General features: G+C 68.5%; 12 protein-coding genes and 2 pseudogenes. 13 read left to right on the forward strand and 1 reads right to left on the reverse strand.

Going from position 1 to position 16,946, the window contains the following annotated elements; translation table 11 throughout:
• The first annotated feature begins 54 nt into the window (after nt 1–54).
• The 9 genes and pseudogenes from LRS07_RS21840 (at nt 55) to LRS07_RS21880 (ending at nt 13,028) form a co-directional block, all read left to right on the forward strand.
• Nucleotides 55–834, forward strand: a complete 780-nt coding sequence (locus LRS07_RS21840; protein WP_260500008.1) for a response regulator — start codon at nt 55–57, stop codon at nt 832–834.
• Between the two features lie 16 nt (nt 835–850).
• Nucleotides 851–2,752, forward strand: a complete 1,902-nt coding sequence (locus LRS07_RS21845) for an ATP-binding response regulator (protein WP_260500009.1) — start codon at nt 851–853, stop codon at nt 2,750–2,752.
• Nucleotides 2,753–2,761: 9 nt separating this feature from the next.
• The gene (locus LRS07_RS21850) at nt 2,762–7,762 is read left to right on the forward strand and encodes a GMC oxidoreductase (protein ID WP_260500010.1); all 5,001 of its coding nucleotides are present in this window, start codon (nt 2,762–2,764) and stop codon (nt 7,760–7,762) included.
• A 133-nt stretch (nt 7,763–7,895) separates the two neighbouring features.
• A complete protein-coding gene (locus tag LRS07_RS21855) occupies nt 7,896–8,234 on the forward strand; it encodes a hypothetical protein (protein ID WP_260500011.1) in 339 nt (112 codons plus the stop codon).
• Nucleotides 8,179–8,988: an alkaline phosphatase D family protein gene (locus tag LRS07_RS21860; protein WP_260500012.1), complete on the forward strand. Its 810-nt coding sequence runs from the start codon at nt 8,179–8,181 to the stop codon at nt 8,986–8,988. The genes LRS07_RS21855 and LRS07_RS21860 overlap by 56 nt, the downstream gene beginning before the upstream one ends.
• 379 nt (nt 8,989–9,367) lie before the next feature.
• The gene (gene groES / locus LRS07_RS21865; protein WP_047493456.1) at nt 9,368–9,658 is read left to right on the forward strand and encodes a co-chaperone GroES; all 291 of its coding nucleotides are present in this window, start codon (nt 9,368–9,370) and stop codon (nt 9,656–9,658) included.
• A 33-nt stretch (nt 9,659–9,691) separates the two neighbouring features.
• On the forward strand, nt 9,692–11,338 hold the full coding sequence (groL, locus tag LRS07_RS21870; protein ID WP_260500013.1) for a chaperonin GroEL: 1,647 nt from the start codon (nt 9,692–9,694) through the stop codon (nt 11,336–11,338).
• Nucleotides 11,339–11,488: 150 nt separating this feature from the next.
• Nucleotides 11,489–12,082, forward strand: a pseudogene (locus LRS07_RS21875) (DUF1631 family protein); the annotation flags it as partial.
• Between the two features lie 172 nt (nt 12,083–12,254).
• A complete protein-coding gene (locus LRS07_RS21880; protein ID WP_260500014.1) occupies nt 12,255–13,028 on the forward strand; it encodes a DUF1631 domain-containing protein in 774 nt (257 codons plus the stop codon).
• A 12-nt stretch (nt 13,029–13,040) separates the two neighbouring features.
• Here the strand turns inward: LRS07_RS21880 and yihA are convergent, their stop codons facing one another.
• Nucleotides 13,041–13,760, reverse strand: coding sequence for a ribosome biogenesis GTP-binding protein YihA/YsxC (yihA, locus tag LRS07_RS21885; protein WP_260500015.1), 720 nt, complete (start codon nt 13,758–13,760; stop codon nt 13,041–13,043).
• Nucleotides 13,761–13,881: 121 nt separating this feature from the next.
• Between yihA and LRS07_RS21890 the strand changes: the two genes are divergently transcribed.
• The 4 genes and pseudogenes from LRS07_RS21890 (at nt 13,882) to LRS07_RS21905 (ending at nt 16,655) form a co-directional block, all read left to right on the forward strand.
• Nucleotides 13,882–14,448 (forward strand): c-type cytochrome, encoded by a 567-nt coding sequence (locus tag LRS07_RS21890; protein ID WP_260500016.1) that lies wholly within the window; start codon nt 13,882–13,884, stop codon nt 14,446–14,448.
• A gap of 125 nt (nt 14,449–14,573) precedes the next feature.
• Nucleotides 14,574–15,293, forward strand: a pseudogene (locus LRS07_RS21895) (cytochrome c biogenesis ResB family protein); the annotation flags it as partial.
• Between the two features lie 34 nt (nt 15,294–15,327).
• A complete protein-coding gene (locus tag LRS07_RS21900) occupies nt 15,328–15,759 on the forward strand; it encodes a cytochrome c biogenesis ResB family protein (protein ID WP_260500017.1) in 432 nt (143 codons plus the stop codon).
• Nucleotides 15,687–16,655, forward strand: coding sequence for a cytochrome c biogenesis ResB family protein (locus LRS07_RS21905; RefSeq protein WP_260502201.1), 969 nt, complete (start codon nt 15,687–15,689; stop codon nt 16,653–16,655). The genes LRS07_RS21900 and LRS07_RS21905 overlap by 73 nt, the downstream gene beginning before the upstream one ends.
• Nucleotides 16,656–16,946 lie beyond the last annotated feature (291 nt).

The raw sequence follows: 16,946 nt of genomic DNA on the forward strand, positions 1-16,946 counted from the left end.
CGCCTCCACCGTTGGCGCTAAGACGATTCCGCTACCAATGGAGGATGTCTGACGATGTCAAACCTGGTCGACTGGGGCTCGAAACTCCAACGAGTGCTGATGGTGGACGACCACGTCATGATCCTGCAGGCAATCAGGTCCTCGCTTCTGGAGTCGGCTCCTGGCCTGGAAATCGACATGGCGTCGAGTTTTGGGAAGGCACTGCAGGCGGTCGGCGAAAAGACCTACGAGCTGGTGATCCTCGATTGGCATCTGCCCGATGGCAAGGGCGTCGATACCGTTCGCCAACTTCATGACTCGGGTTGCACCGCAAGGGTAGTGATCCTTTCGGGTGATGCCTCCACCGAAAGAATACTTCTGGCGCTCCAGGCAGGAGCGGCCGGCTTCATACCGAAGACCTACGACATGGCTTTGCTGGCGGCAGCGCTCGGCGTCGTGATTCACGGCGGCGTATTCCTTCCGCCAGAAGTGCTGGGGCATGCCGGCAGGCTGCCCGCGGCCACAGATGCCCGCGCCATCGGCGACCCGATCGCTAATCCCTTGAAGCAAGCAGATCCGCAGCACGCGTCTGCGAAACGCGGCGCCAGTGCCACCGAACCTGCTGCGGCCGCGTTGGTCGAGCTGGACGCGCGGTTTCCATCGCTGACCGGACGCCAATTGGCTGTATTCCGGGCAGCGATGCGCGGACTCAGCAACAAGCTGATCGCCCGTGAACTGGGCATTGCAGAGTCGACCGTCAAAACGCATTTGTCGGCTGTGTTCGCCAGCCTCAACGTGTCCAACCGGACGCAGGCCGTGTTGCTCGCTTCCCGGGAGGGCTTTCGTGTGGCTTGACCGAGGTCTAAGAACATTGTTCGATCAATGGCTCCATTCCGCAAACGCACCCGGCCCAGACCTGGGCGGCGACATTTCCGCCCTAGAGGAACAGGTTGCTCACGAGAAGCTGCGGCTGATCGTCGACCAGGCCCGAAGGGTCCGGTGGTCCATCCTGCTGCTGGACCTGTACATCGTGTGGCTGATGGCGGATATCGGACAGGGCTGGATCGCCGCCGTGATGGTGGCCTTGCACCAGGCCATGCACATGTGGCGCTGGAGCATTCCCCGCCGCTACCTCGCACGTGGAGGCTCCGCCCTTCAGACCGAGCGACACCTGGAGGTGGTGACATCGCTGACCGGCGTGGTGCGCGGGTTGATCGCGGTTCCTCTCTTCCTGCAACCTGTCGGCATCACCCACTACATCTGCACCACTGTGCTGGTCGGGCAGATGGCAGGCGCCACCGGCTCCATGGTGGGACTGACCCGAGGTTTCGCCTTATGGGCGGCCGCGATGAGCGTGCCGACGATCATCGGTTGGCTGCTGCAGGGCACCTCCCAAACCGTCCCCATCGGCTTGCTGATGGTCTTGCTGATGGCGGCGCTGGTCGCGGTGGTCAGGGAGGGTGCCGGCACCATGCACAAGGTCCTGTCGCTGCGCCGGCAGATGGAATCCATCGCCGAATCGCTGCGCCATGAGCGGGATCGGGCGGAAGAGGCCAGCCGCGCCAAGACCCGTTTCTTCGCTGCGGCCAATCACGACCTGCGACAGCCGCTTCAAGCCCTCCGATACCAGGTGGCGCAGCTTCAACGGTGGGCGCGCAGCCCGCCGGTGAACCCGAAGGTGGTAGATCTTGGTGAGACGTTGGCGCAGTCGTTGGACGACAGCGAGAAATTGCTGGAGGGACTGCTCGACATCTCGCGCCTGGATGCGGGATCGGTGCCGGTTCGGCTCCGATCGCTGGACGTTGCCTCCGTCGTCGAGGCCGTCCGCATGCAGTTCGCGGCGCAGGCGGTTGCGGCAGGGCTGGATCTTGAGACCTGGGTCGAGACAACGTCCGCTGACGAGAAGCGCGCCACGCTGTGGGTGAACGCCGATCGGGATCACCTGCTGCGGATTCTCGGCAACCTGGTCGGCAACGCATTGAAGTTCACCACCGCCGGACAGGTGCGGGTCCGGGCAGGGCTTGAAATGGGGCACGTCGAGCTGTCCGAGGCGCCCGCTGCCGGTGACGTCGGTGACGCGGCGCCCCGCATCGTCTTCAGCGTCGAAGACACCGGGCCGGGGATTGCTGACGAGGAACTGCCGCGCATCTTTGAAGAGTTCTACCAGGTCGGCAACCAGGCGCGGGACCGCCATCAAGGCCTGGGGCTTGGCCTTTCCATCGTGCGACGACTGGTGCATCGCATGGAGGGCACGGTGTCGGTCCAAAGCACCGTGGGCGCGGGGACAACCTTCCGTGTGTTGTTGCCAGTCGCCACGCAACCCCCCAGTGAACTGCAGCTCCCGCCGACGACGGCTGAAGGGGTCGCAGCCGACGCCTTGGATGCGCGAGTCCTGGTGGTTGACGACGATCCCATGTTGCTCCGTTCCCTTTCCGGGCTGCTTAACGACCTCGGCTGCGACGTGCGATCCGCCATCGACGGGACCGACGCCGTCGCCCATGTCGAGGCCGGCTTTAGGCCCGAGATCCTCCTGCTTGACCACCGTTTGACCGAAGAGACGGGGCTGGAAGTGCTCGACAGGCTCCGGCAGCGGCTGGACGAGGTGCCGGCGATCCTGCTGACAGGCGACACCACGCCGCAGTTGGAGCAAGGCGCCGACGATGGCCGGTTCCTTGTGCTGCACAAGCCGGTGAGCCCGTCCCGCCTCGTGGCGCTGGTGCGCGCCACCATCGGCGTGGAGCGCGAGGATCACCCACGGTCCTCGCAGCCATGAAGGCCTGACATGACCTCCACGCGACACGTCCCCGCTCACTGGCTCTCTCGAGGCGTGGAGGTTCTGCTTGACGACAGCAGACACCTCGACCTGACCCGGCCAATCGACGTGCTGATCGTCGGTAGCGGTTACGGCGGATCGGTCGCGGCGGCGCGTTTATCTGCCATGGCGGCGGCGGACACGACGCAACGGCTGCGCGTGGTGGTGCTCGAGCGTGGCGATGAGTTTTTGCCGGGCGCCTTCCCCGACCGGTTCGAGCAACTGATCCCCCAGACTCGCATTGAGCGGCCGTTGAAGCAGGGGCAGGCCATTGATGAGGCGCAGCAGGGCCTTGATCACGCCTTGTTCGACATTCGCCTGAGCGATGAGGTCACAGCCATCGTTGGCAACGGCCTGGGCGGTGGGTCGTTGATCAATGCCGGCGTTGTGGAGCGTCCAGAGGCAGCCGTTTTCGACCGTGACCTCTGGCCGACCGCTTTGCGTACTCCCGCTCGCGCCGGCGATGCGACGGCCTTGGACGGGGCGTTCGCCTCGGTGGAGCGCATGCTGGGTGCCGGGCCCTTCGTGCCGACGCCTGCCAAGTCCAGCGCATTGGTCGATGACCTTGACCCGTTGTCCCGGGCCGCCGGTGCAACGCCACGCGTTCGCCCACCGAACGTTGCCGTCACGCAAGGCACGCCTCAGCCTGCACCGGTGCCGCTCACACTGCCTAACTCGGCGGGCGTCCGGCAGGCGCCTTGCACGCGGTGCGGCAACTGCATCACCGGTTGCAACTTCGCCGCCAAGAACACCCTGCCCATGAACTACCTCGCCCTTGCCTGGCAGCAGGGGGCAGAGCTGTACACCGGCGCCACGGTGCTGGCGGTCGAGCCTTCGTCGACAGACGAGCCCGGGTGGGTGGTCACTCTGCGCCGAACGCATGACCGGCGCGAGCGCGATGTCCCCGGCAGCGTGCACCGGTTGACGGCCCGCCGCGTGGTGCTGTGCGCCGGCACCTTCGGCACGCCCCAGATCCTTCACCAGTCACTGTCCACAGAGGCCGGTCGACGCGCCTTGGGGCACCTCGATCCGGGCAGCGGCGGGCAACTCGGCAAGGGCGTGTCCTGCAATGGCGACGGCATCGCGGCCATTCACGCCCAGGCCCGTGAGATGGAAGTCGGCAGCCAGGGCACGGATCCCTTGCGGTCGGGATCGGGTCGCGCCACAGTTGGTCCGACCGCGACCGGCATGATCGACCTGCGCACCCGGCGGAGCCTGAGCGACCGGCGAAGCCTGAGGGACCGCTTCATCATCCAGGACGGCGCCGTGCCGTACCCGTTCGCCCGCCTGTTCGAGGAGGCCGTGACGACCTTCTCCGCGGCGCATGCCACCGCCGATTGGAACATGCGGGGCGAAACGGATGCCGCGATCGACGACCCGCTGGCATTGAACTCACACAAGCAGCAACGCACCCAGTTCCTGCTGCTGATGGGCCACGATGACGCAGGCTGGCACATGCAGTTCACCTCTTCGGCCACGCGGGCCGGCGATGGGAGGCACACCGTTGCCCTGACCCGCGTCAGCCTGGCGCCCCGCCAAGAAGAGCCAAGCTTCAAGACCGAACGCTGCCGCCAGGCCGATGTCGACAAAGTGGTGAGCGCGTTGGCCCGTGGGCGCTTCGGTGGACGGTATGTACCCAATCCCCTGTGGTCGCCGGCGCCCGCCGACCTGCTGGATGCCACCAAGTCCAGTCAACAGCTGCCGTCAGGCGAGAAGGCTGTGGCGCCGGTGCTCGCCGAGCGTTCGGTCACCGTCCATCCACTGGGCGGGTGCCGCATGGCCGATTCCGCAGAACGTGGCGTCGTCAACTCGATCGGACAAGTCTTCTCCTCCGCGGTCGGCACGGACGTGCACGACAGCCTCGTCGTGCTGGACGGCTCCATCGTGCCGACCTCGCTGGGCATCAACCCCTTGCTGACCATTGCGGCACTGGCCGATCGAGCCTGCGATGCATTGGCGCAGACCTGGGGCCTCACGCAACAGGCCAATCCGCCCGCGAAGCCGCCTCCCCAGTTGCCGCCGCCGGTCGCACCGTTGCCTTGGCGGCGGGTGCCCACCGCGGTTCGTTTCCGTGAATCGATGACCGGTGGACTGCAACTCACGGTGGACCCCGTGCCGGCTTGGACGGACGCCCCCTCCGCAAACGTTCGCCGAGACGTGCGGGCCACCCTCACCGTCAGCGCCGAGGTTGACGACCTGGAGGACTTGCTGCGAGACCCTCGGCACGCAGTCAGCCGTGCCACGGCCGAACTCGATCTGCTGTGGTTCACCGCCTCCTTGCCGACACCGGATGCGCAACGACGTGAGACGGCCCGGGTCAAAGTGGCCATCCCGACGGTGAGCGTGACCTTGCTGGAGCCACTGCCATCAAACCGGGAGGAAAGGGTATGGCGCGCCATGCGGCACTGGCTGCACAGCCGAGGGCGCGCGGAGCTTCACGACTGGATCGTTCAGCAGGGCCTGAGGCGCCGAGCGCTGCGCCTTCTCCTATGGATGCTTAGCCTGGAAAGCCGCAGCGCTCGACAGTCCATACTTTTCGCTGTGGAGAAGCTGCCGCTGCCGCCTTTCCTGGGCCGGTCGCTTCAGAAAACCCTGGTCGGCCTGTTGAAGGTGGCGAGCCACCATGGCGAGGCCCGGGTACTGCGCTATGACCTCGGAACGGTGGCACCGCCGGCAGGCGTGGCGTGGCCATTCTCCGGGCCCGTGCGCATCCTTACGGCCAAGCGGGTGCACTACGGTGATGGTCCTGGCTACCGCCAGCGCCCCAGCACGGGCGCGCTCGATCCGTGGCTGCCCCCGCGCGTGCCTACCCACTTCTGGCGGGCGCTGCACGAGTTGCACGTGCTGGTGATCGCCGAGGGTTCGCAGGGCGAGGCCATCTCGGCCGACGACTGGCCGGTGGATCAGTGGCCGGCGGACATCAGGCGCCAGGACTGGCGTGTGCTCGGTCGCGGCACGTGGACGGTGAACAACCTGCCGCTGCTCACCACCGACATGCCGCAGCTCAGGGACCATGCCACGCTGGCCGATGCATGGGTGGACACCGCGTCGCTGGCGGCCTTCGTCGCGCGCTGCTTCCTCCAATCGTCTTTCTGGCGACTGCGGCTGCCTCACTACCCGACGCCGCTACCCAGCGCGCCCAACCCCCTGCCCAACGACTACACGCTGGGGGCCGACCAGACGCTGGGTCCGCTGCCAGGGCAGACGCTCGACACGGTCACAGGCCGCTATGTAGAGGCCGACTGGCCCGGCGTGCGAATCACCCGGACGTTCGTGCCCATGGTCAAGGACAGGCCGGTCAAGATCGCGCTGACGCGCTTTGAGCCACAGGCAGTGCCTGCGTCGATGCCTCGGTCAGCCGTCCTGCTCATCCATGCCTTCGTCACCTCGGGGTACATGTTCGCTACGCCCAGAGCGCCGACCAACGCCGTGCAGGCGCTGACGGCGGCGGGCTTCGACATTTGGGTCGTCGACCTGCGCACGAGCGTGGCGCTGCCCTCCAGTCACCAGGACTGGGACTTCGATGTGCTGGGCCGGGAGGACGTGCCCGCTGCGGTGCGCCATGTCTTCGAGGCAAGCGGCAATCGCCCCATCCACGTCGTGGCGCAGTGCATGGGGTCGGCCGTCTTCAACATGGCGGTGCTGGGCGGCCATCTGCGCGACAGTGGCGGGAAATCGATGGTGGCCTCTTCGGTGCAGGTACAGGTGTCCATGGACATCGTCCCCAGCTATCCGAACCACCTCAAATCGACACTCCTTCACGCCATGGAATGGGCACTGGGGGTGGAGCAGGTCGACGTGGTGGCCGACACCCGCACCTTGACCGCCCGGCGCCGAGGTGCCGCGGTGGTCGACCGGCTGCTATGGAGCTGGCCGGTCAACGATGTCGACGCCATGCGCATGCGCGACAACCGGCTCAACCTGCCCCGACAGGACGAGGTGCCTGGCATGCGCCGCATCAGCGCCCTCTACGGCCGCATCCTGTCCTGGGACAACGTCGGCGACGATGTCCGGCGTCACTTGCCGGAGCTGTTTCGCCATGCCAGCATGCGGGCGATTCGCCATCTCATGCGAATGGAACGCGCCGGACGGCTGGTCAATTTCCATGGCGAGGACGTCTATGTCCACGACGACAAGATCGCCGCCCACTACGACTTCCCCGTGCTGTTCGTCCATGGTCCGTTCGCCACGACGTTCGCGCAGGGCACCACACGGCGATCGAAGATCCGCCTCGATCGGCTACAGCCGGCGTATCCCCATTGCCGGCTGGTGCTCCGACAGCGCCGCGGGACCCGGGGCATAACGCCGCCACGCCCGTGGGGGGCATTTCGACCTGTGGGTGAGCGAGGACGCCCCGCAGTTCTTCGACGCCTTGGTCCAGTTTCTCCGGGCGCCGACGGGAACGCCTGCCCTCGGCACCGCTGCGCCGCCGTCAAAGCAACAAAGGCGACTGCCCTCATGGCTGCGCATCGGCAGGTGGCAGCCCGGTCAAGACGCACAGCACGGGCTCCTGCGCTTGTCGTTCGCCTGGCCGTTCGCGGAACACGGCGGAGCCTGGTGCCAGGTGGTTGCGGTCGGCGTCAGCGGCGCGGCCGTCCACCCGAGCGTCCAGTTCGAAGTGCTGAAGGACTGGACGAACATCGACCTGCTCTACGGAGCGGGCACATTGGAAGTCCAGCTGCCGGCTCGCCTACAACACTGGTGGATCTGCGTCGTCTGCCGGGAATCGGCCGCGGCCTTGTTTCCTGGAACCAACGACATCGAAAAAGGTACTGGACACGCCGTCTGGTGGGACTGCCTCGATCCGACCAGTCCCACTATGGGCCCGCATCTCGCCAAGGACCAGGGGCCGCATTTGGGCGTGGCCGGGGCTGGTCAACACCGCTTACCCAAGTTCGGCAACGTCGGCAGCACCTTCAACAAGATCCTGGGACCGAGAACTCTGCCGAGGTTCTTCGATGCAGAGGTTAGAACCAGCTCTTCCGGCACCCGCGGCGGACTCCATCCCGACTACCTGCGGGCCTTCCAAAGCCGGCACCATCATCCCGTCGGCAGCGTCCGCCTTAACGCGCGGGCATTCCGACAGCTGTCACGGCAGAACGACGTGCGGCTGCTCATCGGTTCCTGCCGTTACCAAGCCAGCGGCTTCGAGCAGCAGCACGCTGACCGGGTGCTGGCGCGCATCGTCCTCCAGGCGCCGGACGCGCAGAACGCCACGTTGTTGGACGGCCTTGATGCCGCCTTGCTGCTGGGCGACTTGGTCTACGCCGATGCCACCTACGGCCTGATGGACACCCCCCACCGCCGCCCGGCTGCGCGCCCAATACGCCGACCTGTGGTGCGGCTCCGCAGGCGCCCTCGCCAGCCGGGTGCCGACCTGGCTGTGCGTGGACGACCACGAGATCCGCGACGACTGGTTCAATGGACTGCGCAACGGGCGTGACGATTCCGCGAACGACACCCTGCGCCGAGAAGCCGCCTTCGGCTGCCTGATGGCTGGCCTGGGCGGCGGCGTCGCCGCCGACCGGTTCTGGTACTCGTTCGAGACCTCGGGTTTCCGCTTCGCCGTCCTCGACCTGAGGACCGAGCGCATGCCGCCGGGAGGCCGCATCTGGTCGCGGACGCAGCGCGACTGGTTCCAGAGCTGGCTCGCTGCGTCCGCGGACCACATCAAGGAAGGACGACCATTGTTCGTGGCCGGTTCCATTCCGGTGTTTCCGTTCAACGACGGGGCAGGCTCGGCAGAGGATCTGGGGCGCGGCGATGGTTGGAGCGCCTACCCCGACAGCCTTGCCGAGTTCTTCTCGCTTCTGCTGAAGGCGAAGGTGCCCCGCTTGGTGCTGCTGGCCGGCAACCCGCACCTGTCTCATGTGGCACAGGGCACCCTGGCAGATGCGGGGCATTCGATGTCCGTGGTCAGCGTCGTCGCGTCGGCGCTCAACGCGCCCTTGCCCAGTATGGGCACACCGCGAGGAGCGATTCAGGCGTCCTTGCGACCAGCGCCCGGTAGCGAGCCCGGCTCCGGCCCCCGCTTGTCCTACACAACCAGAACGCAGAGCGACGAGGACTGCGCCTGCGTGGTCGAGGTGGCCGGAGCCAGCGATGGCACCTGGACCTTGGTCGCGAGCTTTGTAGGCCTGGACGGCACACCTCCGGGCGACTTGACGGCCGTGGGCATGACCACGCTGGTGTTTTAGCGGAGCCGTTCCCCCTCCCGCGTAAGTCACGGCGCTTTTTGACCCGACCCGGACTGGACTTCATCCCCGACATTGGCGATGCCGTCGGCGCGATGCGCTCGCTGGCAGCACTGTCCTGGCGCTGCTCGATGAGCCGGAGGGCCTCGCCTGGTCCTGCAGGCCTTCTCGGACTCGCCTTGCGCCACAGGCGCAAGGGTGAACCCGACGACAGGCGCCCCTCTTGAACCGGCGCCCGGGTCCCCTATAATCCGCTTGCTAGCACTCAGCTACGGCGAGTGCTAACAGTGCCGGACCGGCAGCGCCGGGTCCAGGTGCTGAAGCATTTCGCCCAGCCGCCTCGGCCGGGCGCACCCCACGAGCCAACCCGCAAGGAGATGCGATGAAACTTCGTCCGTTGCACGATCGCGTGATCGTCAAGCGCCTGGAACAGGAAACCAAGACCGCCTCGGGCATCGTGATCCCCGACAACGCCGCCGAGAAGCCGGACCAGGGCGAAGTGCTGGCCGTCGGCCCGGGCAAGCGCAGCGAAAAGGGCGACTTCATCGCCCTGAACATCAAGGTCGGTGACCGCGTCCTGTTCGGCAAGTACAGCGGCCAGACCGTCAAGGTCGATGGCGACGAACTGCTCGTGATGCGCGAGGAAGACCTCTTCGCCGTCGTCGAGAAGTAATCGCAACAGAACTCGAATCCCCGGAGAACTCACATGGCAGCTAAAGAAGTCGTATTCGGCGGTGACGCCCGCGCCCGCCTCGTCGAAGGCGTGAACATCCTGGCCAACGCGGTCAAGGTCACGCTGGGCCCCAAGGGCCGCAACGTGGTGCTGGAGCGCTCGTTCGGCGCCCCCACCGTCACCAAGGACGGTGTCTCGGTCGCCAAGGAGATCGAGCTCAAGGACAAGCTGCAGAACATGGGCGCGCAGATGGTCAAGGAAGTCGCTTCCCGGACCAGCGACAACGCCGGTGACGGCACCACCACCGCCACCGTGCTGGCCCAGGCCATCGTGCGCGAGGGCTTCAAGTACGTGGCCGCCGGCCTGAACCCGATGGACCTGAAGCGCGGCATCGACAAGGCCGTCGTGGCGCTGGTCGAGCAGCTGAAGGCCCAGAGCAAGCCCACCACCACCTCCAAGGAGATCGCGCAGGTCGGCACCATCTCGGCCAACAGCGACGACTCCATCGGCCAGATCATCGCCGAGGCGATGGACAAGGTCGGCAAGGAAGGCGTGATCACCGTTGAGGACGGCAAGAGCCTGAACAACGAGCTCGACGTCGTCGAGGGCATGCAGTTCGACCGCGGCTACCTGTCTCCGTACTTCATCAACAACCCGGACAAGCAGTCGGCCATCCTGGACAACCCGTTTGTCCTGCTGTTCGACAAGAAAATCAGCAACATCCGCGACCTGCTGCCCACGCTGGAGCAGGTGGCCAAGGCCGGCCGGCCGCTGCTGATCATCGCCGAGGAAGTCGAAGGCGAGGCGCTGGCCACCCTGGTGGTCAACACCATCCGCGGCATCCTGAAGGTCGTCGCCGTCAAGGCCCCGGGCTTCGGTGACCGCCGCAAGGCCATGCTCGAGGACATCGCCATCCTGACCGGCGGCAAGGTCATCGCCGAGGAGGTCGGCCTGACGCTGGAGAAGGTGCAGCTGTCCGACCTGGGCCAGGCCAAGCGCGTCGAGGTGGGCAAGGAGAACACCACCATCATCGACGGCGCCGGTGCCGCCGCCGACATCGAAGCGCGGGTCAAGCAGATCCGCGTGCAGATCGAGGAAGCCACCAGCGACTACGACCGCGAGAAGCTGCAGGAGCGCGTGGCCAAGCTGGCCGGCGGCGTGGCGGTGATCAAGGTCGGTGCCGCCACCGAAGTCGAGATGAAGGAAAAGAAGGCGCGTGTCGAAGACGCCCTGCACGCCACGCGTGCCGCGGTGGAAGAAGGCATCGTCGCCGGCGGTGGTGTCGCGCTGCTGCGTGCCAAGCAGGCCGTGGGCGAGATCAAGGGCGACAACGCCGACCAGGACGCGGGCATCCGCCTGGTGCTGAAGGCCATCGAAGCGCCCCTGCGCGAGATCGTCTACAACGCCGGCGGCGAAGCCTCGGTGGTCGTCAACGCGGTGCTGGCCGGCAAGGGCAACTACGGCTTCAACGCGGCCAACGACACCTACGGCGACATGATCGAGATGGGCATCCTGGACCCGACCAAGGTGACCCGCACCGCGCTGCAGAACGCCGCGTCGGTGGCCTCGCTCATCCTGACGACCGAGGCCATGGTCGCCGAGGCGCCGAAGGAAGACGCCCCGGCCATGCCGGGCGGCGGCGGCATGGGTGGCATGGGCGGCATGGGCATGGACATGTGATCGTCCGTGGCCGGGCCTCGTGCCCAGCCTCCGAAAGGGCCGCAGCGATGCGGCCCTTTTTCTTTGCCTTTTCTTCTGCGCATTTGTCGGCAGGACCGGGGGCCTTTTCAGGGGATCGGGGCGTCGGCCCGACAGGAAAATTCCCGGTTCATGCCCAGCGAAACGCCACACCCCGCCCTCCTCGCCTTCATCGAGGCGGAACTGCAGCAGACACCGCCCATGGTGGAGGACATGCTGAGGCGCACGGCGGACGCCATCCCGGCCGCGCTGGCCCGGCAGACGCCGGGCGAACGCCAGCAGTCGATGGAGCTGACCGAAGCGCTGCGCCGCCACGGCGCCGCGCTGGTCGGGCGCTACGTCGAGGCGCTGCGCGAGCAGGCGCTGCGGGCGGCCGGCTGCGAGTCGACGCCGGCGCAGGGCGCGCCCCGGGCGGCGACGCTCGAGCTGGTCGACGAGGACGCGGTGGCGGCCGAAGTGCAGCTGTCGCGCACCGTCGAGGCCATCGCCAGCGTCGCCGAGTACGAGGTGCGCGAGCTGCGCACCTACACCGCCGCGCTGGTCGGCGACGTCGACGTGGCGCAGGAGACGAACCCCTTCCGGCCGGACGCCCATGCACGGGCGCTGCAGGCGCTGGCCAACGCGCTGCCGCTGTCGCCGGCGCATCGGCTGCTGCTCATGCGTCAGGCCGCCTTCCCGCTGGCGCAGGCGCTGCGTCGCGCCTATGCCGCGGCCACCAGCCGGCTGGAAGCCGCGGGCGTGGAGCCCGGCGCCTACCGCACCATCGTGCTGAACGCCGGCACCCGCACCCGCTGGGACGCCGGTCTGCGGCCCAACACCAACCTGCAGGTGCTGCGCGACAGCCTGCCGATGCCGCTGGACCCGGCGCCCGCCCCAGCGGCCAGCGCCGCGCCGGCCAGTGCCCCCGGCCGCCGACCCCCGCCAGATCGAACTGCTCGGCCGCCTCTTCGACAGCCTGCTGCGCGACGGGAAGCTGCGGCAACCGGTGCAATGGCTGGTCTCCCGACTGCAGTCGGCCGCGTTGCGCCTGCTGCTGAACGAACCGACGCTGCTCGACGGCTACCACCACCCGCTGTGGCAGTTCCTCGACCGTGCGGCCTTCCTGCTCGACCGGTCGCCGGCGGCGCAGGCGCACCTCACCTCGCTGGTCGACAACTTGGTCGCCGAGCCGCGGCAGGATGAGCGGCGCTACCAATGGGCGCTGGAGCGGCTGACCGCACTCGAGCGCCACCAGTTCGAGCAGCGCCGGCAGCAGTTCGCGCCGTCGCTGGCCGAGCTCGAACGCACCGAAGCCGGCCTCGCCCCGCCTCGCGACGCGGTGCCGACCACGCTCGACGTCGGCAACCTGCTCACGGTGCCGGCCGACCTGCTCGACACCCCCGGCGCGCACGGCGACGCCACCGAGGCCGAGCGCTGGCTGCAAGCGCAGCGCCCGGGCGACTGGTGCCGCTTCTTCCTGCAGGGCGAGTGGCGCGCGCTGCAGGCCATCGGCAGCGGTCCGCGCGGCGAACTGTGGCTCTACGCCGGCGACGACGGCCGGCCGTGGTGCCTGCGCCGCGGCGCGCTGCAGCGGCTGCGCGCCGAAGGGCTGGCGAAGGCGCTGCTGCCGCGCTCGCTGCTCGAACGCGCCGCCCGCCGGGTGCTCAAGGACCTGGCACCGCTGGCCGAATAGGGCCGTCCGGCCTCAGGCCCGGGGCTGGGCATGGGCCCAGCCGTGCAGCAGCACCGCGGCGTCGTCGACGCCCTGCCGCTTCAACGCCGAGAACAGCGTGACGCCGATGTCGGCCTGCCCGCCGGCCAGCGCCCCCAGCCGGTCGCCGGCGGTGCGCAAGGCGGCATCGGCCTCGCGCCGGTTCAGCTTGTCGGCCTTGGTCAGCAGCACCAGCAGCTTGACCTCGCCGGTGCCCGCCCGCGGCGCGACGAAGTCCAGCAGCTGGTCGTCGAGGTCGGTGAAGCCCAGGCGCGAATCGACCATCAGCACCACGCCCGACAGGCTGCGACGGATCTCCAGGTAGCGCGCCATCACCTCCTGCCAGCGCAGCTTGGCGCTGCGCTCCACCGCGGCGTAGCCGTAACCCGGCAGGTCGGCGAACAGCGCGTCGGCGGCGTCCTTGGGGCCGAGTTCGAAGAGGTTGATGTGCTGCGTGCGGCCCGGTGTCTTCGACGCGAAGGCCAGCCGCCTCTGCTGCGCCAGCGTGTTGATGGCGGTGGACTTGCCGGCGTTGGAGCGGCCGACGAAGGCGATCTCCGGCAGCTCGGTGGGCGGCAGCTGGTCCAGCCGGCTGGCGGTGGTGAGGAAACGGGCGGTGTGGGTCCAGCCGAGGGCGGTCCTGGCATCGACGCTGGGCACCGGGGCGGAAGGGTCTGCGGGGGCGACCGAAGGGTCGCGGGCGTCGGTGCTCATGGGCCATTGTAAAATCGGTGGGTTTTCCCTCTCGCGGCACCTCACCCCATGACGGCTTCCCCGATCCGCCTCGCGAACCTTCACGCGGTGGCCCTGGCCTTCTGCCTTGCCCTCCCCTGCCATGGCCGCGGAGAACGCTCCCGCACCCAAGATCGACCTGGCCCGCGGCCAGGCCATCGCCACGCAGGTCTGCGCGTCCTGCCATGCCTTCGACGGTGGCCGCGGCTCGCCGGCCCAGCCCATCATCGCCGGCCAGCACGCCGACTACCTGGTCAAGCAACTCGTCGAGTACAAGACCGACAAGCGCAAGAACCCGATCATGAAGGGCTTCGCCTCGGCGCTGTCCGAGGAGGACATGCGCAACGTCGCCGCCTTCTACGCCAGCAAGTCGGCCAAGCCCGGCTTCGCCAAGAACAAGGAACTGGTGGCCCTGGGCGAGAAGATCTACCGCGGCGGCGTCGCCGAGAAGGCGGTGCCCGCCTGCGCCGGCTGCCACAGCCCCACCGGCGCCGGCATCCCGGTGCAGTACCCGCGCATCGGCGGCCAGCACGGCGACTACACGCAGGCCCAGCTCACCGCCTTCCGCAGCGGCGCGCGCGCCAACAACCTGCCGATGCAGCAGATCGCCGCCCGACTGAGCGACAAGGAGATCCAGGCGGTCTCCGACTACATCGCCGGGCTGCGATAGGCCCGCCGCAGGGTCCGGCTTGGTCCGGCCCGGATAATCCTGCGATGTCCGCCAGCCTCCTGAGCCGCCCTGCCGACGCCCGCCGTGCGCGCGCCTGGCGCGACGCGCTCGAACTGCTGGCGTCGATGCGCTTCGCCATCGCGCTGCTCACCGTCATCTGCATCGCCTCGGTGATCGGCACCGTGGTGCAGCAGCAGCAGCCCACCGCCAACTACGTCAACCAGTTCGGTCCCTTCTGGGCCGAGCTGTTCGGCCGGGTCGGGCTGTACACCGTCTACAGCACCTGGTGGTTCCTGCTGATCCTGGCCTTCCTGGTCGCCTCGACCAGCCTGTGCATCGCGCGCAACGCGCCGAAGATCGCCGCCGACCTGCGCTCGACCAAGGAACGCCTGCGCGAGCAGGCGCTGCAGGCCTTCCACCACAAGGCGCAGGGCCGGCTGGCCGAAGACCGCGACAGCGCCTTCCAGCGCGTGAGCACGCTGCTGCAGTCCGCCGGCTGGCGCCCCAGGGTGCATCAGCGCCCGCACGGCGTGATGATCGCGGCGCGCAAGGGCGCGGCCAACAAGGTGGGCTACCTCGCCGCCCATTCGGCCATCGTGCTGATCTGCCTGGGCGGCCTGGTCGATGGCGACCTGGTGGTGCGCGCGCAGATGTGGTGGCAGGACAAGAGCGTCTTCACCGGCGGTGGCCTGCTGCGCGACGTGCCGGCCCAGCACCGCCTGGGCGCCGACAACCCGACCTTCCGCGCCAACCTGCTGGTGCCCGAGGGCGCGCGTGCCGGGGTGGCGGTGATCAACCAGCCGCGCGGGGTGGTGCTGCAGGAGCTGCCCTTCGACATCGAGCTGACGAAGTTCATCGTCGAGTACTCACGACACGGGCATGCCCAAGCTGTTCGCCAGCCAGGTCGTCATCCACGACCGCGAGACCGGCGAGCGCAAGGCGGCCACCGTGAAGGTCAACGAGCCGGCCTTCCACCGCGGCATCGCCATCTACCAGAGCAGCTTCGACGACGGCGGCTCCAGCGTCACCCTGCGGGCGCTGCCGCTGAACGGCGCCGGCGCGCCGTTCGAGGTCAAGGGCACCGTGGGCGGCAGCACCGAGCCGGAAGGCGGGCGCCGACCAGACGCTGACGCTCGAATTCAGCGGCCTGCGTGTCATCAACGTGGAGAACCTCGGCGGCAGCGGCGCCGGCGCCCCGGGCTCGACCGACGTGCGCCGGGTCGACTCTGGCCAGCGCGCTGGGCGATCACCTCGGCTCGGGCGCCAAGTCGAACAAGCCGAAGACGCTGCGCAACGTCGGCCCGTCGGTGAACTACAAGCTGCGCGACGCCGCCGGCCAGGCGCGCGAATTCCACAACTTCATGCTGCCGGTGGAGGTGGACGGCCAGCGCGCCCTCTTCGCCGGCGTGCGCGACAGCCCCGACCAGAGCTTCCGCTACCTGCGCATCCCGGCCGATTTTTGCGACACCGGCGCGCTCGGACGGCTGACGGCGGCTGCGCCACTGCCCTGGCCGACGGCGCCCTGCGCGACCAGGCGGTGCAGCGCTACGTGCGCCGTGCGGCGCCCGCCGACCGGCCGGAGATGGCCGAGCAGCTGCGCGCCACCGCCGACGGCGCGCTGGCGCTGTTCGCCAGCGCCGTGCCGACCGGCGACGGGGCGACCCAGCCGCGTGGGGGGCTGCAGGCGCTGGCCGACTTCCTCAAAGCACCGTGCCCGAGGCCGAACGCAGCCGCATCTCCGAGGAATGCTGCTGCGGGTGCTCAGCAGGCAACCTGCTCGAACTGGCGCAACTGTCGCGCGACCGACGCTGGCCTGCCGCCGCTGCCCGCCGACAGGGCCGCGGGCCTTCATGACGCAGTCAGTGATCTCGCTGTCCGACGGCTTCCACTACCCAGCGCCGCTGCTGCTGTCGCTGACCGGCTTCGACCAGGTGCGGGCCAGCGTCTTCCAGGTCGCGCGCGCGCGGGCCAAGACCCTGGTCTACCTGGGCGCGGTGCTGCTCATCATCGGCGTCTTCGCGATGCTGTATGTGCGGGAACGCCGGCTGTGGGTCTGGCTCGAAGACGGTCATGGCGGCGGCAACCGCGCGCCACCAGTAACGCTGTCGAGCCCCCGCCGCACCGGGGACACCGACCGCGAGTTCGAGCGGCTGCAGCGAACGGTGCTGGGCACCGCCGCCACGCCGACGCCCGCGCCGGCCGCCTGACGAGGCCCCCGATGACCCTGCTCTCCACCCCTCCCCCACGCCGACCGACGGCCGGACGCTGCCGCTGCGCCCGGCGGCCCGCTCGCCGGCCACACACGCTACGACTGGCTCTACGCGCTGCTGGTGGTGGTCGGCGCCGGTTCTCCCTTCGCGCGCTACGGCGCCGCGATGGACGGCTACGAAGAAGGGCATCCTCGCCGGTGCGGTGCCGGTGCTGATCGGCCTGGGCTGGTTCTCGGGGCCGCTGCGCACGCTTTGTCGCTGGCGGTCGGCGCGGCCAGCCTGCTGGCC

It is taken from the genome of Aquabacterium sp. J223, from assembly GCF_024666615.1.
GTDB lineage: Bacteria > Pseudomonadota > Gammaproteobacteria > Burkholderiales > Burkholderiaceae_C > J223.